Source organism: Sphingomonas zeae, from assembly GCF_014197135.1.
Taxonomy (GTDB): Bacteria; Pseudomonadota; Alphaproteobacteria; order Sphingomonadales; family Sphingomonadaceae; genus Sphingomonas; species Sphingomonas zeae.
Genome location: NZ_JACIFA010000002.1, coordinates 14,251 through 36,619, shown reverse-complemented (window position 1 = coordinate 36,619; position 22,369 = coordinate 14,251). Strand labels below are relative to the sequence as shown.

Below are 22,369 nucleotides of genomic sequence, written 5' to 3'. Positions count from 1 at the left end.
GGCAGGAGAACAGATCATGCGCCTCCTGAAACTCGTCCCCGACAACACGAACATCGACTTTGTCCGCCTGCGCGGCTGGGCGTTCGGGCTGACGCTCGCGCTCACTTTGCTGGCGGTCGGCGTGACGTTCGCCAAGGGCCTCAATCTGGGCGTCGACTTTGTCGGCGGCCTGATGATCGAAGAGAAGTTCCCCACCCCGCCTTCGGCCGACCGGGTCCGCTCGGTGATCGACGGGCTGGGCGTCGGTGAAGCCAATATCCAGACGGTCGGCGACGGCCGCACCATCAGCATCCGCCTGCCCGCGCCCAACTCGAATGACGAAGGCGCGACCAATGCCGTTGTCCGCAAGGTCGAGACGGCGCTCGGCCAGCAATTCCCCGGCGCGACCTTCAGCCGTTACGACACGGTGTCGGGCAAGGTCTCGGGCGAACTCATCAAGCACGGCGTCCTGGCGGTGGTCCTGGCGGTGCTGGGCATCGGCCTGTTCGCCATCTTCCGCTTCGAATGGCAGTTCGGCGTGTCGACCATCGTCGCCATCGTCCACGATCTTCTCGTCACGCTGGGCTTCTTCGCGATCACGCGATTTGAAGTCGACCTGACGATCATCGCGGCGTTCCTGACCATCATCGGCTATTCGATCAACGACAAGATCGTCATCGATGACCGCATCCGCGAGAATATGCGCCGCTATCGCAAGATGGACATGCGCGAGATCATCAACCTGTCGGTGAACGAGACGCTGCCGCGCACGGTCATGACCTCGGTCACGATCCTGCTGGCGCTGATGGCGCTGCTGCTGCTGGGCGGCCATGTGCTGCGCGGCTTCACCGCGGCGATGATCCTGGGCATCGTGGTCGGCACCTATTCGTCGATCTACGTATCGTCCTCGCTGCTCATCACGCTGGGCCTGCGCGCCGAGCCCAACCGCGAGAAGCCGGGTACCACCGACAAGCGCAAGGTGGCCGACGCCGAACGCATCACCCCGCGTGAGGAGTAAGTCGGCGGGATGAGCGACTCGATCCGCATCACGCGCGATCCCACCGCGCCCGGCCCGATCGTCCGTGGCTTTGCCGCCACGGGCTTTCGGGTGGGCGAGATCGCCTATCCCGCGCTGCTGCTCTCGCCCGACTGGCATGAGCCATGGAGCCCGCCGCCGTTCGACGCGCTGACCCCCGAATCGGTCGCGGCGCTGGTCGACGAAGCCCCCGAATTCCTGTTGCTCGGCACGGGCGCGACCCTGCGCCGCGCGCCCGTCGCGTTCGTCGCCGCGCTGGAAGCGCGCGGGCTGGGCGTCGAAGTCATGGACAGCCGCGCCGCCGCGCGCGCCTGGGGCGTGCTGCGCAGCGAGGGCCGCAAGCTCTGCGCCGCCCTCTACCCGCTCGACGCCTGAGTAGAATCGATCCTCCCCGCTCGCGGGAAGGTGGCGGGCCAAAGGCCTGACGGAGGGGGGCTTCCCCGCAGCACGTCGCTTGCAACACGCCCCCGCCACCAGCCTGCGGCTGGTCCCCCTCCCCGTGCCGGGGAGGATGATTTGCCTACCGCCCGCGCGCGACCAGTTCCGCCAGGTGCGAGTGCAACGCCGCCGCATTGGCCGCCCAGGTAAAGTCACGCACCACCGCGCGCACCGCCCAGGGGTCGGCCGCCTGATCCAGCACGTCGAGAATCGCGGCGGCGAATTCGCCCGGATCGGCCAGCGCGATCCGCCCGGCCACCCGGCTGGTCACGACATCGCCCGCCCCGCCGGCTGGGGTGATGACCACCGGCGTTCCGCAGGCGAGCGACTCGACCCAGGCATTGGCCAGCCCTTCGGAGGCGGAGGCCAATGCCATCACATCCGCAGCGCCCAGCAACGGTGGCAACTCGGCATGGGGAATCGCCCCGACCAGCCGCACCCGATCAGCGATCCCGGCGCGCTCGGCCCGGGCGGCGAGCGCGGCACGCTCCGGTCCCTCCCCCACGATCATCAGGGTGACGCCCGGCAGCCGGGCGACGGCGTCGATCACCACGCCATGCCCCTTCCGCGGGATCAGCGCGCCCAGCGACACGACCAGCGGCCCGGTAACGCCCAGCGCCTGTTTGGCCCCGTCGCGTTCGATCGGCTGGAACCGGCTCTGGTCGACGCCGGTATGGTGGACGCGGATGCGGTGTTTCGAGACGCCGAGCGCGGCCACGTCATCGGCCATCGCATCGCTGACCGCCAGCAAGCCGTCGGCCTGCATCGCCGCACGCGCCACCTGATGACGGGTGGCGGGGGCGCGGCCCCAGAGGTGAATGTCCGCCCCCCGCGCCTTGATCGAGACGGGCACGCCGTAACGCCGCCCCAGCGCGACCGCCGCCGGGCCATCGGGGAAGAAGAAGGACGCATCGATCACGTCGAACCGCGCTTCGTCGTACAGCCGGTCAAGTACCGGGATCAACGCGCGGATCAGGGCCGGGACATGAAAGCGTCCGCCGGTGCCGGGTATCGTCACGAAACGCGGTCGGCTGACGTCCAGCCCCGCCCAATTTTCGCGCAAGGGGAGTGCCGCCTGCGCACGGAATCGGGCCGAGCGAGCCAAAGGCCAGACCGGCAGGCCGATCGGCGCGACCACCCGGACGGCGACCCCGGGACGCGACGCCAGCGCGGCGGTCTGTCGTTCGACGAAGATGCCGAAATTCGGACGCGTGGCGTCGGGAAACAGGCTCGACAGGGTCAGCACGTTCAGCATGAGACCTCATACTCCTGTCGAGGCGAAAAGCGCAGATGTCGGGGCATGATGACCGACACCGTCCGCCTGAACCACGACTTGCGTTTACAAGATCATAAATCTGACGGCCAAGATATACGCCATTCATCAACTCGACAGATCGGACCTGACACAGTTACGGCAACAAGCTATCCTTTCGACAGCTTTCAGGTGGGGGATTCGATGAGCCGATTCGGACGTTGGGGCGCGCTGCTGGCGCTGAGCGCGACGCTGGCGGGTTGCGGCGGTGACGGGGGCAGCAACAGTACGATCGGATCGAACACCGGGGGTGGCGGCACCGCGACCGGCACCATCGACGGCACCTGCTCGCTGCGCAATCGCCAGAACTGGGTCTGGGCGCAGATGAACGAATGGTATCTGTTCCCCGATACCCTGCCCGCCTCGCTCGACCCGTCGGGCTATACGACGGTCAGCGATTATATCGACGCGTTGACCGCGACCGCGCGGGCGCAGCGCAAGGATCGGTATTTCACCTATCTGACCTCGATCAAGGAAGAGGACGCCTATTATAGCTCGGGCTCCTCGGCCGGTTTCGGCTGGCGCCTGACGGCCGACGCTTCGATGTCGAAGCTGATGATCGCCGAATCGATGGAGGGCGGCCCAGCACTCGCCGCCGGGATCGATCGCGGCACCGAGATCCAAGGCATCGGCACCACCCAGTCGAATATCCAGTCGATCGCCGATATCGTCCGCGCCGACCCCAATAACGGCCTGTACAATGCGCTGGGCAGCGACACGGCGGGAACCACCCGCTATTTCCGCGTCGCCGACTCGTCGGGCGGCAATGTCCGTACCGTGGCGGTGACCAAGGCGGACTTCACCCTTCAGCCGGTGTCGCCGCGCTATGGCACGCAGATCATCACCGATAACGGCCAGCGCTATGGCTATATCAACCTGCGCACCTTCATCAGCACCGCCGATCCGCAACTGCGCGCCGCCTTCGCGACCTTCAAGCAGCAGGGCATCACCCAGGTCATCGTCGACCTTCGCTATAATGGCGGCGGTGCCATTCCGATCGCCGACCTGTTCAACAACCTGCTGGGCGGCAATCGCCAGACGTCGGACGTGATGGGCTATGTCGCCTATCGCGCCAGCAAGGCGTCGAACAACCAGACGACCTATTTTGCGCCACAGCCCGAATCGATTGTGCCGACCCGCCTCGCCTTTATCGGCACGGGCGGCACCGCCTCGGCCAGCGAGTTGGTCCTCAATCGCACCCTGCCCTATATGGGCGCGAATACGGGGCTGATCGGCGCCAACACTTATGGCAAGCCGGTGGGCCAGATTGCCCGCGACAATGCCCAGTGCGACGACCGGCTGCGCGTGATCGCGATCTCGCTGCAGAACGCCAACAAGCAGGGCGATTATTATAACGGCCTGGCTGGCGTGGTACCCGCCAGTTGCACGGCCAGCGACGACCTGACCCGCAGCATGGGCGATCCGCAGGAAGCCTCGACCCGCGCCGCGCTCAACTTCCTGCAGGGCAAGAGCTGCACCCCGATCAGTGCGAGTGCCAGTGCGCAGGCGGTCGGGACCGGTCCGCGCAAGCTGCTGCAGCCCGACCGTCCCTCGGTCGCACAGCGTGACGTGCCTGGCTTGTTCTAAAATCGGTGGAGGGGTGTCACCGCTGATGGTGACACCCCCCGTCAGGGCTTCGCCCTGCCCCCCTTGGGAGGGATTTTCAGAGCCGCTTCGTACCCGCATAGGCAAACAGCGCATCGCCGTCTGCCGACAGCGTCACCGTTTCCTGGCCCGTCACGGTCAGGCACTGGCCCGCCTTGAACGCAACGCCCGCGACCTCGCCCGACCCGGTGATCGGGATCAGCCACGCCGTCCGCCCCTCGGGCAAGGCCACCGCATGGTCGCCCGCCGCCCAGCGCTCCAGCACGAATTTGGGTCCTTCGACCAGGATGTCGCGCCCCTCGCCCGCTGCACCGGGCGAGACGATCGGTTCGTAAGGCGTCAGATGCGCGACATCGACCCCGTCCTCCAGATGGAGCTCGCGGTCGCTGCCATAGTCATAGAGGCGATAGGTGGTTTCGCTGTTCTGCTGGACCTCGATCACGGTAAGCCCTGCGCCGATCGCATGGATGGTGCCCGAGGGCGCGTAGTAGAAATCACCCTCCTTCACGGGCACCCAGTCCAGATCCGCCTCGACCGAGCCGTCCCGTGCATGGCTGCGCAACTGTTCCTTGGTCATCGGCGCCTTCGGCCCCAGCGCGATAGTCGAATCGGGCTCGGCGGTGAGGATGGTCCAGCACTCGTCCTTGCCGCGCGGCAGGCCACGGGCATGGGCCTGTTCGTCATCCGGGTGGACCTGCACCGACAGCTTCTCACTGGTGAACAGATATTTGATGAGCAGGTCGGGCGAGGTGTCGCCGGGTTCCTGGAACCAGACCTCGCCGACGGGCGCGCTGCCCGGCGCAACATCCTCGAACCCCGGATACAGCGTGTGGCGGCCCCAGGGTTTTTCGACGCGGTGGGTTTGGAGCATCGTGGCGGGCATGGTCGTTCGATTCCTTCCGATCGGGCGACGGCAGAACCGTCGGGGCCTTGGGGGCGTTCCGTGCCGCCCGGCCCGAGCTCGCCCCATGCCGCGAGCGCTATCGGAATGGCAAGTCGTCTGTCGTCACGGCCTATCGTTACGGTTGTGCGGGAAGGACTGTTCCCCGCCCCAATGCTGCGCTAAGGACATGCGCGATGCGTAACCCCCGTTCCCGTGCGCTGTCGCTGGCGCTGATCGCCGCTCTGGCCCTTCCGATCGCGGGTTGCGCCCGCAACCGTACCCGCACTGACCTGCCTTATGTCGCGCGCGACGTCGGCACGCTGTACACGGCCGCCAAGAACCGGCTGGACCAGCACCGCTATAAGGAGGCCGCGCTGCTGTTCGACGAGGTGGAGCGTCAGCACCCCTATTCGATCTGGGCTCGCCGCGCGCAGCTGATGAGCGCGTTCAGCTATTATCTGGGTCGCGACTATACCCAGTCGATCCAATCAGCGCAGCGTTTCATCTCGGTCCATCCGGGCAATCGCGACGCGCCCTATGCCTATTATCTGATCGCGCTCGGCTATTATGAGCAGATCCAGGACGTGACCCGCGACCAGAAGATCACTCGCCAGGCGCTCGACGCGCTGGGCGAACTGATGCGCCGCTATCCCAACAGCCGCTATGCCGCCGATTCGCGGTTGAAGGTCGATCTGGTCAACGATCACTTGGCGGGCAAGGAGATGGAGATCGGCCGCTTCTACGAGGATCGGCACCAGTGGCTGGCCGCGTCGATGCGCTTCCGCACCGTCGTCGACAAGTACCAGACGACCAGCCACACGCCCGAGGCGCTGATGCGTCTGGTCGAGACCTATCTGGCGCTGGGCGTGCGCGGCGAGGCGGAGCGTTCCGCCGCCGTGCTGGGTGCCAATTATCCGGGCAGCGACTGGTATAACCGCGCGTACAAGCTGATGCGCGAATATCCGGTACAGACGATCCCCCCGATCCAGCCAGGCCAGCCCGTGGTGCCGACCGGTACGCCGGGTTCGGTCAATATCGGCCTGCCCGGCAGCGGCGGCACCGTCACGCCGAGCGCGGCGGCGCCGGGCCGTCCGACCCCGACCGGCAACAACAGCTCGCCCACGGGTTGAGTTTTCAGGTAAGCCAGCTTTCCTCCCCTGCAGCGGAAGGTTGCGGGCCGCAGGCTTGACGGAGGGGTGTGCCCGTGGCGAGGACGCCCATCCTCGCGACCCGAGCCCCTCTCCACCAGCTTCGCTGGTCCCCCTCCCCTTGCGGGAGCGGAATAAGATTTCGTAGCGACCGGCCCCCTCCCGAACAAATCGGGATCATTTTTGCGACGGGGGATAACATCGCGCCGCATTTGGCTTTATATCGCGCGCCATGCTGACCGCGCTGTCCATTCGTGATGTCGTCCTGATCGAGGCTCTGGACTTGGATTTCGGCCGGGGCCTCGGCGTTCTGACCGGTGAGACCGGGGCGGGCAAATCGATCCTGCTCGACGCGCTCGGGCTGGCGCTGGGTGGGCGCGGCGACAGCGGGCTGGTCCGCCACGGCGCGGGACAGGCCATCGTTACCGCCAGTTTCGAGCCCCCCGCCCCCGACAGCCGCCTGGCCGCCATTCTCGACGAGGCGGGCATCGCGGTCGAACCGGGTGAGCCGCTGATCGTGCGGCGTCAGGTGAAGGCCGATGGCGGAAGCCGGGGCTTCGTCAACAGCCAGCCCGCCTCCGCCGCCTTGCTGCGCGAGATCGCTCCCTATCTGGTCGAGATTCATGGCCAGCATGACGATCGCGGCCTGCTGAACCCACGCGGCCACCGGATGATGCTCGACAGCTTTGGGCGGATCGACACCGGCGCGGTCGCCGCCGCCTGGGCGCAATTTCGCGAGGCCGAAGCCGCGTTGACCGCCGCGCGCGAGGAGATCGAGACGGCGGCCCGCGACCGCGAATGGCTGGAACATGCGGTCGCCGAACTGACCAAGCTCGCCCCCGAACCCGGCGAGGAAGAGGCACTGGCCGACCGACGCCGCACCATGCAGCGTTCCGAAAAGATCGCGGGCGAGCTGGGCGCGATCGAGGACCATCTGCAAGGATCGGACGGCGCGCTGGCGGGGTTGCGCCAGGCCGCACGCGTGCTGGAGCGGATCGGCGGGGACCATCCCGCGCTCGCCGAAGCGCTGGCGGCCATCGACCGTGCGGTGATCGAGGCGTCGCTGGCCGAGGAACGCCTGATCGAGGCGCAACGCGAACTCGCCTATGATCCCCGCGCGCTGGAAGAGGATGAGGCCCGGCTGTTCGAACTGCGCGGCATGGCGCGCAAGCATCGGGTCCAGCCCGATGATCTAGCCGAGCTGACCGAGCAGCTGCGCGGGCGGCTCGAACGGCTCGATGCGGGAGAGGAAGGCATCGGCCGACTGGAAGCGGCGGTCGCGACCGCGCGGGCCGCCTATGACAAACACGCTGCGAAAGTCACGGCTGCGCGCACAGCCGCCGCCGAACGGCTGGATCAAGCGGTAAAGGGCGAGTTGGCTCCGTTGAAGCTCGACGCCGCGCGGTTTCGTACCATCGTCGCACCACTCGAAGCATCGGGGTGGTCGGCGGCGGGCAAGGACCGGGTGGAGTTCGAGATTTCGACCAACCCCGGCGCACCCTTCGCTCCCCTGATGAAGATCGCCAGCGGTGGCGAATTGTCGCGCTTCATCCTGGCGTTGAAGGTCGCGCTGGCCGAGGAGGGCGGCGCCACGACGATGATCTTCGACGAGATTGATCGCGGCGTCGGCGGCGCCGTGGCCTCGGCGATCGGCGACCGGCTGCATCGGCTGGCGGGCCGCACCCAGTTGCTCGTCGTCACCCACAGCCCGCAGGTGGCGGCGCGCGGGGCGGCACATCTGCTGATCGCCAAAAGCCATGACGGTACCGTTACCCGTACCGGCGTCCGCACCTTGAGTGACGAGGAACGGCGTGAGGAGATTGCCCGGATGCTGTCGGGCGCGACCATTACCGACGAGGCGCGTGCCCAGGCGGATCGATTGCTCGAAAGCTGACGAAATTTATAGAATGTTATTTTATAGCTGATAGAAAACTCGGCTGACGGAGGGGTGGGGTCGTCGCCGGTTTTCATGGACTTATCGGATGCCGAATATCGTAGCTTCTATCGTTCCGACTATCGATGCAAACGATATGACCGCCTTGATCGCGGGTCTGCAATCCTGCCTGGTCTTGGCCGACCGGTTGGAACTGCCGATGGTGGCAATCCATATCGAACAGGCCGTCAGCTGGATGATCGATCACGGCCAGGCCTTGGACGTGGCGCCGCCGGCCGACTCGGTTTCCTGAATATCGCGGGCCGCGCGGGCGCAACGGCTTGATCCCGCTGTCACGGCTGGACTAGCACGGGCCGCGTGACTGCACCTCAGACCCTGCCGCAGACCGATCTCGAAGCCGCCGCCGAGCTGGACCGCCTGGCGCGTGAGATCGCTCATCATAACCGCCTCTACCATAGCGAGGATGCGCCCGAGATTTCGGACGCCGATTACGACGCGCTGGTCCGCCACAACACCGCGATCGAAGCCGCCTTTCCGCATCTGATCCGACCCGATTCGCCCAATACCCAGGTCGGCGCCGCACCCGCCGCGCATCTGGCCAAGGTGCCCCACGCGCGGCCGATGACCAGCCTGGACAATGCCTTTGCCGACGAGGAAGTCGAGGAATTCGTCGGACGCGTCCGCCGCTATCTGAAGCTGGCCGAAGACGAACCCGTCACCCTGACCGCCGAGCCCAAGATCGATGGTCTGTCCTGTTCGCTGCGCTATGTCGACGGGCGGCTGGTCCAGGCGCTGACCCGCGGCGACGGCGCGATCGGTGAGGACGTGACCGAGAATGTCCGCACCATCGCCGACATTCCCCAGACCCTGCCCGCCGACGCGCCGCAGGTCTTCGAGGTGCGCGGCGAGGTCTATATGAGCAAGGCCGATTTCGCCGCGCTCAACGCCCGGCTGGCTCAGGAAGCGGCCGACACCGGCAAGGAGGCGCGCCAGTTCGCCAATCCGCGTAACGCCGCCGCCGGATCGCTGCGCCAGAAGAACCCCGCGATCACCGCCGGACGTCCGTTACGCTTCCTCGCGCATGGCTGGGGCGAGGCGAGCGCGGTGCCGGTCGAAACCCAGTTCGACATGGTCGAGACGTGGCGCCGCTGGGGCTTTCCCATCGCCGACGCCTTTGCCCGGGTCCCCGACGCCGCCGCCGCACTGACCATTTACCGCGAGATCGAGGCGCAGCGTGCCGACCTGCCCTTCGATATCGACGGCGTCGTCTACAAGGTCGATCGGCTCGATTGGCAGACGCGACTCGGCATTGTCGGGCGCACGCCGCGCTGGGCGGTCGCACACAAATTCCCTGCCGAGCGCGCGCAGACCACGTTGGAGAAGATCGACATTCAGGTCGGCCGCACCGGCGCGCTGACGCCGGTCGCGCGGCTGGAGCCGGTGACGGTCGGCGGGGTCGTCGTGACCAACGCCACGCTGCACAATGCCGACGAGATCGAGCGGCTGGGCGTCCGCCCCGGCGACCGCGTGATCCTGCAACGCGCCGGCGACGTGATACCGCAGATCGTCGAGAACCTGACCCGCGAGACACCGCGCGAGCCATTCATATTCCCCGACCACTGCCCCGAATGCGGGAGTCTCGCAACGCGCGAGGAGGGGGAGGTCGTCATCCGCTGCGCCGGCGGGCTGATCTGCCCGGCGCAGCGCGTCGAGCGGCTGATCCATTTCGTATCGCGCCATGCCTTCGACATCACCGGGCTGGGCCTGGTTCGCGTCGAGGAATTCTTCCGCGACGGCTTGATCGCCTCGCCCGCCGACATCTTTCGTCTGCACCGGCATCGCGAAGCGCTGATCCAGCGCGAGCGCATGTCCGAACTGGTCGTCGACAAGCTGCTCGCCGCGATCGACGCCCGCCGCGAGATCGCGCTCGACCGCTTCCTGTTCGCGCTCGGCATCCGCCATGTCGGTGAGATCACCGCCCGCGACCTGGCCCGCCGCTTCGTGTCGATGGCGGGATTCCATGCGATGATCGACGCCGCGCTCCAAATCCGCAGCCAGACCGTCCCCGCGCTGGGCGAGCCCGAGCGCAAGTTCGAACTGCGCCGCCAGCGCGCGATCGTGGCGGCGATCGACACGCCCCAGATCGGTCCCGAAGTCGCCGACGCGCTGCTCGACTTCTTCGCCGAGGAGCATAACCGCGCCGTCGTCGACGACCTGCTGAGCGAAGTGACGCCCGCCGACACCGTTCACCAGACACGCGAATCGGAGGTGACGGGCAAGACCCTGGTCTTCACCGGCACGCTGGAAACCCTGTCCCGGGACGAGGCCAAGGCGCAGGCCGAAGCGCTGGGCGCGCGGGTCTCAGGCTCCGTTTCGGCCAAGACCGACCTGGTCATCGCCGGGCCGGGGGCGGGATCGAAGCTGAAAAAGGCGCAGGATCTGGGCATACCGGTGATCGACGAGGCCGCCTGGAACGTGCTGGTGGCAAAGAACTGACCGGCGCGGCGTCGCGTGAAACGCCCGTCACAAAGCGTCCGGGGCGGCGGCCAGGTCGCGCGTCTGACCTGGTAGCGGGCATCACCCCGCCCGGCCGAACGGTGCCTCCGATGATTTTCCGTACGATCTGAAATACATAGCGCCCGACTGTCCGCATGACCGTTGCCAAACTGCAACGCCCGCCAACGGAGTGCAGCCCCCCCTGTCCCTGCCCCGGTCTTTGTAACATAACGGCAATGTTCGTAGCGCAGGGGCACGCTCAACCGAGCCGCAGAAGCGGTCGGACCGCGCCGCTTCGCGCGCGAAAAGGGGACTTATAACTCATGCGTAATTCGCTTTTCCTGGGCGCGGCTGTCATCGCGCTCGCCATTCCGGCGGCGGCGTCGGCTCAGTCGACCGGCTCGGTGGATGCCGAAGAAGTCGTCGTCACCGGCAGCCGCAATGACAGCGTCGGCGGCGTCAAGACGGTCGACACGACCCGTAACAAGGCCGTGCTGACGCAGCAGTTCATCAGCCGCCAGACGCCGGGTCAGAGCGTCAACGAAATCATCAACAATCTGCCGGGCGTCAGCTTCCAGAACAACGATCCGTTCGGTTCGGCTGGCGGCACGCTGACCATTCGTGGTTTCGACTCGACCCGCATCAGCCAGACCTTCGACGGTATTCCGCTGAACGATACCGGCAACTATGCGATCTATTCCAACCAACAGCTCGACCCCGAACTGATCGAGCAGGTCAACGTCAACTTGGGCACCACCGACGTCGACTCGCCGACTGCCGCCGCGACCGGCTCGACCGTCAATTATCGCAGTTTGATGCCCTCCGACAATTTCGGGGCGCGCATGGTCGGCTCGGTCGGCGACTACAGCTTCTTCCGTGTATTCGGCCTTGTTAACACTGGCGTCTTCACTCCTTGGGGCACCAAGGCATGGATCGCGGGCAGCAGCGCCACCAACGATGTCGTGTTCAACAATTACGGCAAGATTAACAAGCAGCAGTATAACGCTAAGGTTTATCAGCCAATTGGCGGCAATGGCGACTTCATCGCCATTTCGGGTCATTATAACCAGAACCGTAACAACTTCTTTGGTTCGGCTCCGCTGCGCAACGACACCAACGTCTTCACCTCGATCGGCGGCACCGGCCCGAACGCCGCTGCCCCAACACTGGTGACCGGTGCAGTCCGCACGGCGGGCACGGGTTCGAACAACCGCTTTCCCAATAGCCGCGACGAACTGCCATACAATGTGGCTCGCTGCCAGATTGACACGCCGCAAGCGGGCGTCAACGATGTGCCCAATAGCTGCGGCACCAGTTTCGACGAGCGCTACAACCCGTCGAATACTTCGAACATTCGCATCAATTCGCGCTTCACGCTGGCCGATAACCTCATCCTATCGGCTGATCCTTACTATCAGTACACCAAGGCCAATGGCGGCGGCACGGTGCGCGGTCAGGAAGGCGGCTTCACCCGCAACGGCCAGACCTTCTACGGCTTTATTGGCAACAACTATTATTTTGGTCGCGACTTGAACGGCGACGGCGATCTGCTCGATCGTACGACGGCCATTGGCGGCACCACAACCAATGGGGGCGTAACGCTGCTGGCCCCGAGCCAGACGGTCACGCACCGCTACGGCGTGATCTCGTCGCTGCGCTATGACATCGCGCGGGGCCAGACAATTCGTATTGCCTATACCCACGAATATGCGCGTCACCGTCAGACCGGCGAGTTGGGCTATCTTCAGCTGAACGGTCAGCCATTCGACGTCTTCCCGATTAATAACCCGATCCTCGCGGCGAACGGCTTTGCTGTGCAGAAGCGCGATCGCCAGTCCTTCGCGATCCTGGATCAGGTGTCGGGCGAATATACCGGCAAGTTCTTCGACGACGCCCTGACCATCCAGGCCGGTGTTCGCGCACCGTGGTTTAAGCGTGACCTGAACAACTTCTGCTTCGTCACCTCGGGCGGCGGCAATGTCGACTGTCTGGGCCGCGGCAACGATGCCGCAAATGCCGCTTATGCCGCTCAGAACCCATATTCGTACAATGCGACGACCAACACGGTCACGGGCTACGCTGTGCCGCAGCAGCGTGTCCTGCGCTACAACCGCGTCCTGCCGAGCGCGGGCTTCACCTATCGCCTGGACAGCAGCGCGTCGGTCTTCGCGAATTATTCGCGCGGTTTCCAGGTTCCGGGCACCGACAATCTGTATCAGACCCTGTACTATCCGGCGGGTACCGAGGCGGCCAATCCGAAGCCTGAATTCTCGGACAATTTCGACCTTGGCGCCCGCTACACGACCAATCGTATTCAGGCGCAGGTCGGCCTGTGGTACACCAAGTTCAGCAACCGCCTGGCCTCGGCCTATGACGTAGACACCCAGCAGACGATCTATCGCAACTTGGGCCGCGTCGATAAGTACGGCATCGACGGCTCCATCGCCTATCGTCCAGTCGACGATGTGACGCTCTATGTCTTCGGTTCATACCTGAAGTCGGAGATAAAGAACGACGTGGTGCTGGGCCGCTGCCCAACCACGCTGACGGCTGCGAACACCACGACAAACTGTTCGGCCGCTGGCGCGCCGGTCTATGCGCTGACCGCTGGCAAGCGAGAATCGGGTGCGCCAGTTTACACCTTCGGCGGCCGTGCCCAAGCCACGCTGGGTCCGGTTGACCTAGGTGTCCAGGCCAAGCGCACCGGGCGTCGTTATCTGAACGATCAGAACCTGCCGCAGTTCGCCTGCACCGTGGCGCTCATCAACAATGTGTGCCCGACCGTGGCCAACGTCCCTGCGTCGTTCAGCGGCACGCGCGGCATCCAGTACCAGACCTATGGCGCCTATGCTCCGGGCTACACGACCGTCGATCTTGACGCCCGCATCGCGCTGGGTTGGACCGGCATCGGCACGGACAAGACCTACATCCAGTTGAACCTTCAGAATGTGTTCAACACCTTCTATGTCGGCGGCTTGGGTCAGGCGGGCCAGACGGCCAATGTCGTCTCATCGCTACCCTTTGTGCAGATCGGTTCGCCGCGCGCGCTGATCGTGTCGCTCAACACGCAGTTCTAAGTCGAGACCGGGCGTTAGCGCCGAGTGGCTTCGGGGCCGTCCTTCCTCCGGGAAGGGCGGCCCTTCTTTTTTGCCCTTACCCGTCAGGCCGTGTAGATGTCGCCCGGCCATGGCCATCCACTCGCCCGTCGCGACGTCCTCTGCTTCGCTCCCCGCTTCCGATCCCTTGTCGGTGCGGCCGTTTTTCGAGAACAAGGCGCGCGCCTTCTGGACGCTGCAGGCGGCCGGGTGGTCGGGCTATCTGGTGCTGCGATCGGTGGTTGGCATCTCCAACGGTTTTTCGCTGGAGAAGATCATCCCGGTGATCATCGAGGCGATCCTGGGCTATTGCATCACCCTGCTGCTCTCGACGCTGTACGGCTATTACCGGCGCATCCCGCGCATCATGGGGGTGTTCCTGACGCTGGCGACGCTGGCCGCGGCGACCTTCCTATATGCCGCGCTCAACGCCTTTTCCTTCTCGTTCATCACCACGACCCAGCCGGGCGTCACCGTCACGCTGCTGATCGGTAATCTGTTCATCACCTTCGTGGTGCTGGCGGGCTGGTCGGCGCTGTATTTCGCGATCAACTATTATCTGATCGTCGAGAGCCAGATCGACGAGATGCGCGCGCTGGAGTTGCAGGCGTCCTCGGCGCAGCTGGCGATGTTGCGCTATCAGCTCAATCCGCATTTCCTGTTCAACACGCTGAATTCCATCTCGACGCTGGTGCTGCTGAAACAGACCGAGCGGGCCAATGCGATGTTAAGCCGGCTGTCAGCCTTCCTCCGCTACACGCTGGCGAACGAGCCCACGGCGCATGTCACCGTGGCGCAAGAGGTCGAAACGCTGAAACTGTATCTCGAAATCGAAAAGATGCGCTTTGAGGATCGTCTGCGTCCCAGTTTCGAGATCGACCCGCGGGCCGAGCGCGCGCGACTGCCCTCGCTGCTGCTGCAACCGCTGGTCGAGAACGCCATCAAATACGCCGTCACGCCGCAGGAGGAAGGCGCGGAAATCCGCGTCGATGTGCGACTGGTCGGGCAACGGGTGCGGATCGCCGTATCCGACACCGGCCCCGGCTTGCACGAAATCCGTCATTCCTCAAGCGTTTCGACCGGCGTTGGACTGTCCAATATCCGCGAACGGCTGGCCCAGGCTTATGGCCCGGACCATCGTTTCGAATCCCGCTCCGCGCCAGCTGGAGGTTTCTCGGTCGAGATCGAGATCCCCTTCCAGCTTGAGAATGTGAACAGAGAGGCCGCATGACCATCCGTACCATCCTCGTCGACGACGAGCCCCTGGCGATCCAGGGCATGGAGCTCCGGCTCCAGGCGCACGACGACGTCGAGATCATCGAGCGTTGCTCGAACGGGCGCGAGGCGATCCGCGCGATCAAGACGCACAAGCCCGACCTCGTCTTCCTCGATATCCAGATGCCCGGTTTCGACGGCTTTTCCGTGGTTCAGGGGCTGATGGAAGTCGAGCCGCCGCTGTTCGTCTTCGTCACCGCCTATTCCGACCACGCCCTGCGCGCGTTCGAGGCGCAGGCGGTCGATTATCTGATGAAGCCGGTCGAGGAAGCGCGCCTGGCCGATACGCTCGACCGGGTGCGCCAGCGCCTGAACGAGAAGCGTGGCGCGGGCGAGGTCGAGAAGCTGAAGGAAGTGCTCGCCGAACATGCGCCCGAGGCGGTCGCCGATCTGAACGAGGGCGGCGAGGTCGCCTCCAGCCGGTTCGAAAAGCTGATCAACATCAAGGATCGCGGCCAGATTTTCCGCGTCGATGTCGACACGATCGAGATGATCGAGGCGGCGGGCGATTACATGGTCATCAACACCGGCGACAATTCGCTGGTCCTGCGTGAGACGATGAAGGACCTGGAAAAGCGCCTCGATCCGCGTCGGTTCCAGCGGGTGCATCGCTCGACCATCGTCAACCTGGACCTGGTCAAACAGGTCAAGCCGCACACCAATGGCGAATGTTTCCTGCTGCTCGAATCGGGGGCGCAGGTGAAGGTGTCGCGGAGCTACCGCGACGTGGTGGCGCGGTTCGTTCATTGAGGCCAATTCCTCCCCTGCAAGGGGAGGGGACCATGCGCAGCATGGTGGAGGGGTGTCTCGCTATCGAGAGGGCGACCCCCCTCCGTCGGCGCTCCGCGCCGCCACCTCCCCTTACAGGGGAGGAATAAGATTTTACCGCAACCCCAGCATCTTGTGCGTCTGGAGCGTCAGCCGCCAACGCGGCCGCTCCATCACCATGGCGATGCACGCCTCGCGATTCGCCTCCGCCCGAGGATCGTCGAGTGGCTGGAGCAGGTGGTTTGCAAAGTCCCAGCGCTCGACCTCAGCCGGATCGATCCCCGCCTGCGGCCAGACCAGCTTCAGTTCCTGCCCCGACCGTTGGACGACCTCCGACCCCGCCTTGGGACTGATGCACACCCAGTCGAGTCGCGGATGCGCGGCAAGCGTTCCGTTGCTCTCGATCGCGACGAAGAAGCCCGCCGCGTGCAGGCCATCGACCAGCGCATCATCGACCTGGAGCATCGGCTCGCCGCCCGTCAGCACGACGAAGCGCTCATCCCGCGACTCGCCCCAAAACCCCTCGACCGCCGCGACCAGCGCCTGCGCATCGGCGAAACGCCCGCCGCCCAGGCCATCGACCCCGACGAAATCGGTGTCGCAGAAGCGGCAGATGGCGCTGGCCCGGTCCTGCTCACGGCCCGACCACAGATTGCAGCCCGCAAAGCGCACGAACACCGCGCGCCGGCCGGCCTGCACCCCCTCGCCCTGGAGCGTCAGGAACATCTCCTTGACGGCATAGCTCATGGCGTCAGCCCTGCGGCTTCACCGCATAGGCGGTGGGATCGGGAATGCCCGCTTCCTCGAACCCCTTCGACCGCAGGCGACAACTGTCGCAGAGACCGCAATGCAAGCCACCCGGCGCGGGATCGTAGCAGGACCAGCTCAGTCCCATGTCGATGCCCAGCCGCGCGCCTTCGCGCACGATATCGGCCTTGGTCATGTGTTGGAGCGGCGCGTGGATCTTGAACGGCTGGCCTTCGACGCCCGCCTTGGTCGCAATCTCGGCCAGCCCCTCAAAGGCCGCGATGAATTCGGGGCGGCAATCGGGATAGCCCGAATAATCGAGCGCGTTGACCCCGATGAACAGGTCGCGCGCGCCCGCCGCCTCGGCCCAGCCGAGCGCCAGACTGAGGAAGATCGTGTTGCGCGCCGGGACATAGGTGACGGGAATGCCCGGCTGAACCCCGTCCTTGGGCACGTCGATATCGGCGGTCAGCGCCGATCCGCCAAAGGCCGACAGGTCGAGCGGCAGGACGATGTGGCGCTCGGCGCCGAGCGCATGGGCGACTCGACGCGCGGCGGCGAGTTCGATCTGGTGGCGCTGATTATAGTCCACCGAAAGCGCGAGGATATGATAGCCTGCGGCCTTGGCCGAGGCGGCGGAAATCATCGAGTCCAGCCCGCCCGAAACGAGCACGACCGCCATGGGAGCAGAAGATGTCATGATCTGGCCGCGCTACGCCGATTGGCGCGCCGTTGCAATGCCGGGGGTGGATCGGAAAAGAAACGGCGGGACCGCCAAGGCAATCCCGCCAAGGACCTGACCGGGCATGCTGATGACCCGGACGAGGGAGATTTCCGCTGCTGAAGCAGAAGCCGCTTGTAGCAGCCGGATGGTTAACAAATAGAAAAAAACGGTCCGTTTTAGTTCTTCAGCTTCCAGCCCTTGCGCAAAAGCGCGTAGCACAGCACCGCCATCGCGGCGTCGATGGCCAGAACGATGATCCCGCCCAGCGTTACCGGCGAGTCGGCCAGCCCCAGGAAGCCGTATCGGAACCCCGAAATGACATAGAAGAAGGGGTTGGCATGGCTGATCGCGCGGAAGGCTGGCGCCAGTCCGTCGACCGAATAGAAGGTGCCCGACAGCAGCGACAGCGGTACGACCACGAAATTGGTGACGGCGGCGGCATGGTCGAACTTCTCCGCCCAGATCGAGGTCAACACGCCGAGCAGCGCCAGAAATACCGAACCCAGCAGGCCGAACCACAGGACCGCGAAAAAAGCGTGCGGCGTCACATGCACCCCCGGCCAGATCGCCATCGCGGCCCACACCGTTACCCCGACCAGCACCGCGCGCGTCACCGCGCCGCCGACCAGCGCGGCCAGCAGCTCCGCCGTGGAGAGCGGCGGCATCAGATAATCGACGATCGTGCCCTGGATTTTGCCGACCAGCAGCGAGAAGCTGGCATTGGCAAAGGCATTGTTCATCATGCCCATCACGATCAGGCCCGGCGCGATGAAATCGGCGAACGGCACCTGCGCGCCCGCGACGGGCACGGCATGGCGGCCGCCCAGAGCGGTGGTGAAAATGATGAGATAAAGCAGCGTCGTGACCGATGGCGCCCAGATCGTCTGGAGCTGCACCTTGAAGAAACGGCGCACCTCCTTGATATAGAGGGTCTTGAGGCCGCCCCAGTTGATGTTCCGGATTACGGGCTCACCGGGGGCGGCGCGCACCGCCGAGTGGATTTCGCCGATGGGGGGCTGGCTGCTCATCGTCATAGCGCGTAACCGTTGCCGTGGCCGCCCGCAACCCGGTGCGATGGATGGAATGAGGAAAGGTTTCGAATGTCGTGGACCGATGAGCGGATCGATACGCTCAGGACGATGTGGGAGGCGGGGCAGACCGCCAGCCAGATCGCCGAAGCACTGGGCGGAGTTAGCCGCAACGCGGTGATCGGCAAGGCGCACCGCCTGGGCCTTCAGGCGCGACCGTCGCCGGTAAAGGCCAATGAGCCGGCCGTCGTCGCCGAGGCGGTCGTTGCGGCGGCGCCGCCGGCGCCTGCGCCGGAACCGGAACCCGAGCCCGAACCGATTCGCGCCGCACCGGTCGTCGACGCCGAGCCCGCGCCCGAGCCGGTTCGCGAGCCGCAGCCGATCCTGCGCTCGGTGGGTCCCGGCGGCTTCGTTCGCCAGTCGCCCGGCGAGCAGCAGCCCCCGCCCTCGCCCGCCCCGCCGCGCCGTCTGGTCCCCGCCAAGCCGAGCCCGGAGATTGCGGGCAAGACCTCGCTGCTCGACCTGAACGACCGCATCTGCAAATGGCCGATCGGCCATCCGGGTGAGCCGGACTTTCACTTTTGCGGCGACAAGGTGAATCCAGGCTTCCCCTATTGCGTCGCGCATTGCGGCCATGCCTATCAGGCACAGCTGCCTCGCCGCGACCGCCGTCCGCCGCCGCCTTTGCCCTTTGGCGGCCCGCGCGTCCGCTAATATCTGGGTCATGAGAAAAGCCCGCCGGTTTCGCGACCGGCGGGCTTTTTCTTGGCTGGTGTAATCCCGTGGGCGTCGACTGAACGGCGTTCGGGGACCAATCTCCGTTAGGTCGAAGTACACGCCCCGTCGCTTTCCTCAAGCGACAGGGCGTGCCCCTCCCATCAGAACCGGAACGCCGCTGTCGCCCGCAGCGAGTGCCAGCGGAACTTGTCGTCCGACCGTCGGATATCCGTACCCGCCGTGTTGGGTGCCAGCACGAACGGGTTGGTCGCGGGGGCGCTGCCCTGGGTCACGCGGACGCGCGTGTCGTCGTCGCGATACTGATGGTACATATACTCCATGCCGATCGAGAAATTGCGCCCGATCTTCTGCTCGATGCCGCCGCCGCCGAGGAAACCGAACTGGTTGCGCTTGCCGCCGAGAGCAAAGGCGTTCGACCCGTTCGAGGTGGTGAACTCGCGGTTGATCCGGGCATAGCCGCCGCCAAACGTGCCGTAGAACAGCGTGTTGTTCGCCGCATATCCTGCGCGACCGCGAACCGAGGCTTCCCAGTCGATGCTGCGGGTCATGGTGTACCAGGCGGGCGTGGTCGAGAAGGCCGATACGCTGTCGGTGATCTCGGACTTACCGAACTCGCCCACTGCGCCATAGACGATGTTGCCGACCTGATGGTCGACGCCGACGCGGCCATAATAGGCGATGCCGTCCTTGTCGTTGTCGCAGCCGGTCGCGGCGTTCTGCGGCGACAGGACGCTGCGCGCGCGGCCGTTGCAGAAGCCCGGCGAGAAGGCGTTGGCGCCGGTCGAGGTCGTCACCACGTCGCCGAACCGCCCGTCGAGGTTGCGGTCGAACAGGAAGCGCGAGCCGACATCGTTGGGCTGCACGTCATAGCCGAAGCTGCCGCCGACATAGACGCCGGAGAAGGGCGCATCGTCCGCCCCCGCATAGGTCCCGTCCTGCGCCATCGCGGGCGCAGCGATCAGCGCCGAGGCCATGGCCCCCGCCATCCAGAATTTCATCATTATCACTCCCGTACCCTTGGCATAAAGGTGACGGGCTAACGGACGGCAGCGGCCGAAATATCCCAGGTTAGATTTTCGGCAAAGTTTTGTTGCAATTCGGCCACGCGCCACGAAGCTGGCGCAAGCGCGTCTCAAGGCCTATAGTTCCCGTTATGTCCAATGATCTGTTCGCGGGCGGCGCCCGTCCCCAGCCCGCCTATGACGCCTCCTCGATCGAGGTGCTGGAGGGGCTGGAGCCGGTACGTCGCCGTCCGGGCATGTATATCGGCGGCACCGACGAGCGCGCGCTGCATCACTTGGCGGCCGAGGTGCTCGACAATGCGATGGACGAAGCGGTGGCGGGCCATGCCAACCGCATCGAGGTGAAGCTGGAGCCGGGCAACCGCCTGACCATTATCGACAATGGCCGCGGCATCCCGGTCGATCCGCACCCCAAATTCCCCGACAAGTCGGCGCTGGAGGTCATCCTCTCGACGCTGCACTCGGGCGGCAAGTTCACCGGCAAGGCCTATGCGACTTCGGGCGGTCTGCACGGCGTCGGCATCTCGGTGGTCAACGCGCTGTCCTCGGACACGGTGGTCGAGGTGGCGCGCGAGCGTATCCTCTATCGCCAGCGTTTCGCGCAAGGGACGACGCTCGGCCCGCTGGAGACGGTGGGTGCCGCCCCCAATCGGCGCGGCACCAGCGTCGCCTTCACGCCGGACATCGAGATTTTCGGGCCGGAGCTGCACTTCAAGCCCGCGCGGCTGCACAAGCTCGTCCGCTCCAAGGCCTATTTGTTCGCGGGCGTCGAAATCCGCTGGCACTGCGCGCCCGAGCTCATCACCGACGACACGCCCGCCGACGCGGTGTTCCAGTTCCCGGGTGGCCTCGCCGATCACCTGAAGGAACAGATTGCTGGCCGCGAATGCGCCACCGCCGACTTCTTTTCCGGCAATCAGGATTTCCCGGCCGAGCAGGGCCGCGTCGAATGGGCGGTCGCCTGGCCGCTGTGGAGCGACGGCAGCTATAGCTGGTATTGCAACACCATCCCGACCCCCGATGGCGGCACCCATGAACAGGGTTTGCGACAGGCATTGGTGCGTGGACTTCGTGCGTTCGGCGAGCTGGTGAATCAGAAAAAGGCCAAGGATATCACCGCCGACGACGTCATGGTCGGCTCCGAACTGATGCTCTCGGTCTTCATCCGCGAACCGCAATTCCAGAGCCAGACCAAGGACCGGCTGACTAGCCCCGAAGCGGCCGGGCTGGTCGAAAAGGCGGTGCGCGACCATTTCGACCATTATCTCTCGGCCAATATGGAGCGCGGCAAGGCGTTGCTCGGCTATGTGCTCGACCGCATGGACGAACGCCTTCGCCGCAAGGCCGAGCGCGAGGTCAAGCGCAAGACCGCCACCTCGGCGCGCAAGCTGCGCCTGCCCGGCAAGCTGACCGACTGTTCGGCCGACAGCCCCGAAGGCACCGAGTTGTTCATCGTCGAAGGCGACTCGGCGGGCGGCTCGGCCAAGCAGGCGCGCGACCGCAAGACGCAGGCGATCCTGCCGATCCGCGGCAAGATCCTGAACGTCGCTTCGGCCACCTCGGCCAAGATCCTGCAAAATCAGGAGATCGCCGACCTGACGCTGGCGATGGGTTGCGGCACGCGCAAGGATTGCGACCCGACCCAGCTGCGCTATGATAAGATCGTCATCATGACCGACGCCGACGTGGACGGTGCGCATATCGCCACGCTGCTGATGACCTTCTTCTTCCAGGAAATGCCTGATCTGGTGCGGCGCGGGCATCTCTATCTCGCCCAGCCGCCGCTCTATCGGCTGACCGTCGGCGCCAAGTCGCTCTATGCCCGCGACGACGCCCACCGCGCCGAGCTGGAGCGCACCGCGTTCAAGGGCAAGAAGGTCGATGTCGCGCGCTTCAAGGGCCTGGGCGAGATGAACCCCGGCCAGCTGCGCGAGACGACGATGGACCCCGCCAGCCGCAGCCTGATCCGAATCACACTGCCCCAGGAATATGAGGAGCGTGCCGGGGTGAAAGATCTCGTCGACCGCCTGATGGGCAACAACCCGGCGCATCGCTTTGCGTTTATCCAGGAAAATGCGGCAAGACTGGATGAAGAGGTGATCGACGCGTGAGGACATTTCAAGACGGGTAAATCGGTTGTTTGGGGGCTGGTCGAGATGAAGCGAATCTGACACAATCCTC

At 65.3% G+C, this 22,369-nt stretch carries 18 protein-coding genes; 12 read left to right on the top strand and 6 right to left on the bottom strand.

Annotated features, from left to right (window positions below; genetic code table 11):
• Positions 1–16 precede the first annotated feature (16 nt).
• Complete coding sequence (gene secF / locus GGR45_RS03230) at positions 17–997, top strand: protein translocase subunit SecF (RefSeq protein WP_175312728.1); 981 nt, start codon at positions 17–19, stop codon at positions 995–997.
• A 9-nt stretch (positions 998–1,006) separates the two neighbouring features.
• Positions 1,007–1,390 carry an Mth938-like domain-containing protein gene (locus tag GGR45_RS03225; protein WP_175312727.1) on the top strand — a complete coding sequence of 128 codons (384 nt, stop codon included), beginning with the start codon at positions 1,007–1,009 and terminating at the stop codon, positions 1,388–1,390.
• A 145-nt stretch (positions 1,391–1,535) separates the two neighbouring features.
• On the opposite strand, the gene GGR45_RS03220 is transcribed toward GGR45_RS03225, so the two are convergent.
• Entirely contained in the window at positions 1,536–2,708 is a 1,173-nt protein-coding gene (locus tag GGR45_RS03220) for a glycosyltransferase (RefSeq protein ID WP_175312726.1), read from the bottom strand.
• A 201-nt stretch (positions 2,709–2,909) separates the two neighbouring features.
• Between GGR45_RS03220 and GGR45_RS03215 the strand changes: the two genes are divergently transcribed.
• Positions 2,910–4,352, top strand: coding sequence for a S41 family peptidase (locus GGR45_RS03215; RefSeq protein WP_175312725.1), 1,443 nt, complete (start codon positions 2,910–2,912; stop codon positions 4,350–4,352).
• A 76-nt stretch (positions 4,353–4,428) separates the two neighbouring features.
• Here the strand turns inward: GGR45_RS03215 and GGR45_RS03210 are convergent, their stop codons facing one another.
• Positions 4,429–5,253 carry a pirin family protein gene (locus tag GGR45_RS03210; RefSeq protein WP_175312724.1) on the bottom strand — a complete coding sequence of 275 codons (825 nt, stop codon included), beginning with the start codon at positions 5,251–5,253 and terminating at the stop codon, positions 4,429–4,431.
• 194 nt (positions 5,254–5,447) lie between these two features.
• Between GGR45_RS03210 and GGR45_RS03205 the strand changes: the two genes are divergently transcribed.
• From GGR45_RS03205 to GGR45_RS03175, 7 genes are all read left to right on the top strand, one after another.
• Positions 5,448–6,383: an outer membrane protein assembly factor BamD gene (locus GGR45_RS03205; protein ID WP_175312723.1), complete on the top strand. Its 936-nt coding sequence runs from the start codon at positions 5,448–5,450 to the stop codon at positions 6,381–6,383.
• A gap of 250 nt (positions 6,384–6,633) precedes the next feature.
• Complete coding sequence (gene recN, locus GGR45_RS03200; protein WP_175312722.1) at positions 6,634–8,295, top strand: DNA repair protein RecN; 1,662 nt, start codon at positions 6,634–6,636, stop codon at positions 8,293–8,295.
• A gap of 136 nt (positions 8,296–8,431) precedes the next feature.
• Positions 8,432–8,587 (top strand): hypothetical protein, encoded by a 156-nt coding sequence (locus tag GGR45_RS03195; protein WP_175312721.1) that lies wholly within the window; start codon positions 8,432–8,434, stop codon positions 8,585–8,587.
• Positions 8,588–8,652: 65 nt separating this feature from the next.
• Entirely contained in the window at positions 8,653–10,791 is a 2,139-nt protein-coding gene (gene ligA / locus GGR45_RS03190; protein WP_175312720.1) for an NAD-dependent DNA ligase LigA, read from the top strand.
• A 323-nt stretch (positions 10,792–11,114) separates the two neighbouring features.
• Entirely contained in the window at positions 11,115–13,868 is a 2,754-nt protein-coding gene (locus tag GGR45_RS03185; protein ID WP_175312719.1) for a TonB-dependent receptor, read from the top strand.
• Between the two features lie 109 nt (positions 13,869–13,977).
• The gene (locus GGR45_RS03180; protein WP_175312718.1) at positions 13,978–15,117 is read left to right on the top strand and encodes a sensor histidine kinase; all 1,140 of its coding nucleotides are present in this window, start codon (positions 13,978–13,980) and stop codon (positions 15,115–15,117) included.
• Positions 15,114–15,911, top strand: coding sequence for a LytR/AlgR family response regulator transcription factor (locus tag GGR45_RS03175; RefSeq protein ID WP_175312717.1), 798 nt, complete (start codon positions 15,114–15,116; stop codon positions 15,909–15,911). Before GGR45_RS03180 ends, GGR45_RS03175 begins: the two co-directional genes overlap by 4 nt.
• 132 nt (positions 15,912–16,043) lie before the next feature.
• On the opposite strand, the gene queE is transcribed toward GGR45_RS03175, so the two are convergent.
• The 3 genes from queE to GGR45_RS03160 all read right to left on the bottom strand — a co-directional run bounded on the left by queE (position 16,044) and on the right by GGR45_RS03160 (position 18,428).
• The gene (gene queE / locus GGR45_RS03170) at positions 16,044–16,676 is read right to left on the bottom strand and encodes a 7-carboxy-7-deazaguanine synthase (RefSeq protein ID WP_175312716.1); all 633 of its coding nucleotides are present in this window, start codon (positions 16,674–16,676) and stop codon (positions 16,044–16,046) included.
• Positions 16,677–16,680: 4 nt separating this feature from the next.
• Positions 16,681–17,376, bottom strand: coding sequence for a 7-cyano-7-deazaguanine synthase QueC (gene queC / locus GGR45_RS03165; RefSeq protein ID WP_175312715.1), 696 nt, complete (start codon positions 17,374–17,376; stop codon positions 16,681–16,683).
• 200 nt (positions 17,377–17,576) lie between these two features.
• Positions 17,577–18,428, bottom strand: coding sequence for an ABC transporter permease (locus GGR45_RS03160; protein ID WP_175312714.1), 852 nt, complete (start codon positions 18,426–18,428; stop codon positions 17,577–17,579).
• 72 nt (positions 18,429–18,500) lie between these two features.
• Here GGR45_RS03160 and GGR45_RS03155 point away from each other — a divergent pair, with 72 nt between their 5' ends.
• Positions 18,501–19,142 carry a GcrA family cell cycle regulator gene (locus tag GGR45_RS03155; RefSeq protein WP_175312713.1) on the top strand — a complete coding sequence of 214 codons (642 nt, stop codon included), beginning with the start codon at positions 18,501–18,503 and terminating at the stop codon, positions 19,140–19,142.
• Positions 19,143–19,306: 164 nt separating this feature from the next.
• Here the strand turns inward: GGR45_RS03155 and GGR45_RS03150 are convergent, their stop codons facing one another.
• The gene (locus tag GGR45_RS03150; RefSeq protein ID WP_175312712.1) at positions 19,307–20,167 is read right to left on the bottom strand and encodes an outer membrane protein; all 861 of its coding nucleotides are present in this window, start codon (positions 20,165–20,167) and stop codon (positions 19,307–19,309) included.
• 152 nt (positions 20,168–20,319) lie between these two features.
• Between GGR45_RS03150 and parE the strand changes: the two genes are divergently transcribed.
• Entirely contained in the window at positions 20,320–22,299 is a 1,980-nt protein-coding gene (gene parE, locus GGR45_RS03145; protein WP_175312711.1) for a DNA topoisomerase IV subunit B, read from the top strand.
• Positions 22,300–22,369 lie beyond the last annotated feature (70 nt).

Bases quoted from the DNA above. Each gene is read 5' to 3' on its own strand.
- recN (WP_175312722.1), top strand. From the start codon at position 6,634: ATGCTGACCGCGCTGTCCATTCGTGATGTCGTCCTGATCGAGGCTCTG.
- queC (WP_175312715.1), bottom strand. From the start codon at position 17,376: ATGACATCTTCTGCTCCCATGGCGGTCGTGCTCGTTTCGGGCGGGCTG.
- GGR45_RS03210 (WP_175312724.1), bottom strand. From the start codon at position 5,253: ATGCCCGCCACGATGCTCCAAACCCACCGCGTCGAAAAACCCTGGGGC.
- GGR45_RS03225 (WP_175312727.1), top strand. From the start codon at position 1,007: ATGAGCGACTCGATCCGCATCACGCGCGATCCCACCGCGCCCGGCCCG.
- queE (WP_175312716.1), bottom strand. From the start codon at position 16,676: ATGAGCTATGCCGTCAAGGAGATGTTCCTGACGCTCCAGGGCGAGGGG.
- GGR45_RS03150 (WP_175312712.1), bottom strand. From the start codon at position 20,167: ATGATGAAATTCTGGATGGCGGGGGCCATGGCCTCGGCGCTGATCGCT.
- GGR45_RS03205 (WP_175312723.1), top strand. From the start codon at position 5,448: ATGCGTAACCCCCGTTCCCGTGCGCTGTCGCTGGCGCTGATCGCCGCT.
- GGR45_RS03155 (WP_175312713.1), top strand. From the start codon at position 18,501: ATGTCGTGGACCGATGAGCGGATCGATACGCTCAGGACGATGTGGGAG.
- GGR45_RS03160 (WP_175312714.1), bottom strand. From the start codon at position 18,428: ATGAGCAGCCAGCCCCCCATCGGCGAAATCCACTCGGCGGTGCGCGCC.
- GGR45_RS03180 (WP_175312718.1), top strand. From the start codon at position 13,978: ATGGCCATCCACTCGCCCGTCGCGACGTCCTCTGCTTCGCTCCCCGCT.
- secF (WP_175312728.1), top strand. From the start codon at position 17: ATGCGCCTCCTGAAACTCGTCCCCGACAACACGAACATCGACTTTGTC.
- GGR45_RS03215 (WP_175312725.1), top strand. From the start codon at position 2,910: ATGAGCCGATTCGGACGTTGGGGCGCGCTGCTGGCGCTGAGCGCGACG.
- GGR45_RS03195 (WP_175312721.1), top strand. From the start codon at position 8,432: ATGACCGCCTTGATCGCGGGTCTGCAATCCTGCCTGGTCTTGGCCGAC.
- GGR45_RS03220 (WP_175312726.1), bottom strand. From the start codon at position 2,708: ATGCTGAACGTGCTGACCCTGTCGAGCCTGTTTCCCGACGCCACGCGT.
- GGR45_RS03175 (WP_175312717.1), top strand. From the start codon at position 15,114: ATGACCATCCGTACCATCCTCGTCGACGACGAGCCCCTGGCGATCCAG.
- parE (WP_175312711.1), top strand. From the start codon at position 20,320: ATGTCCAATGATCTGTTCGCGGGCGGCGCCCGTCCCCAGCCCGCCTAT.
- GGR45_RS03185 (WP_175312719.1), top strand. From the start codon at position 11,115: ATGCGTAATTCGCTTTTCCTGGGCGCGGCTGTCATCGCGCTCGCCATT.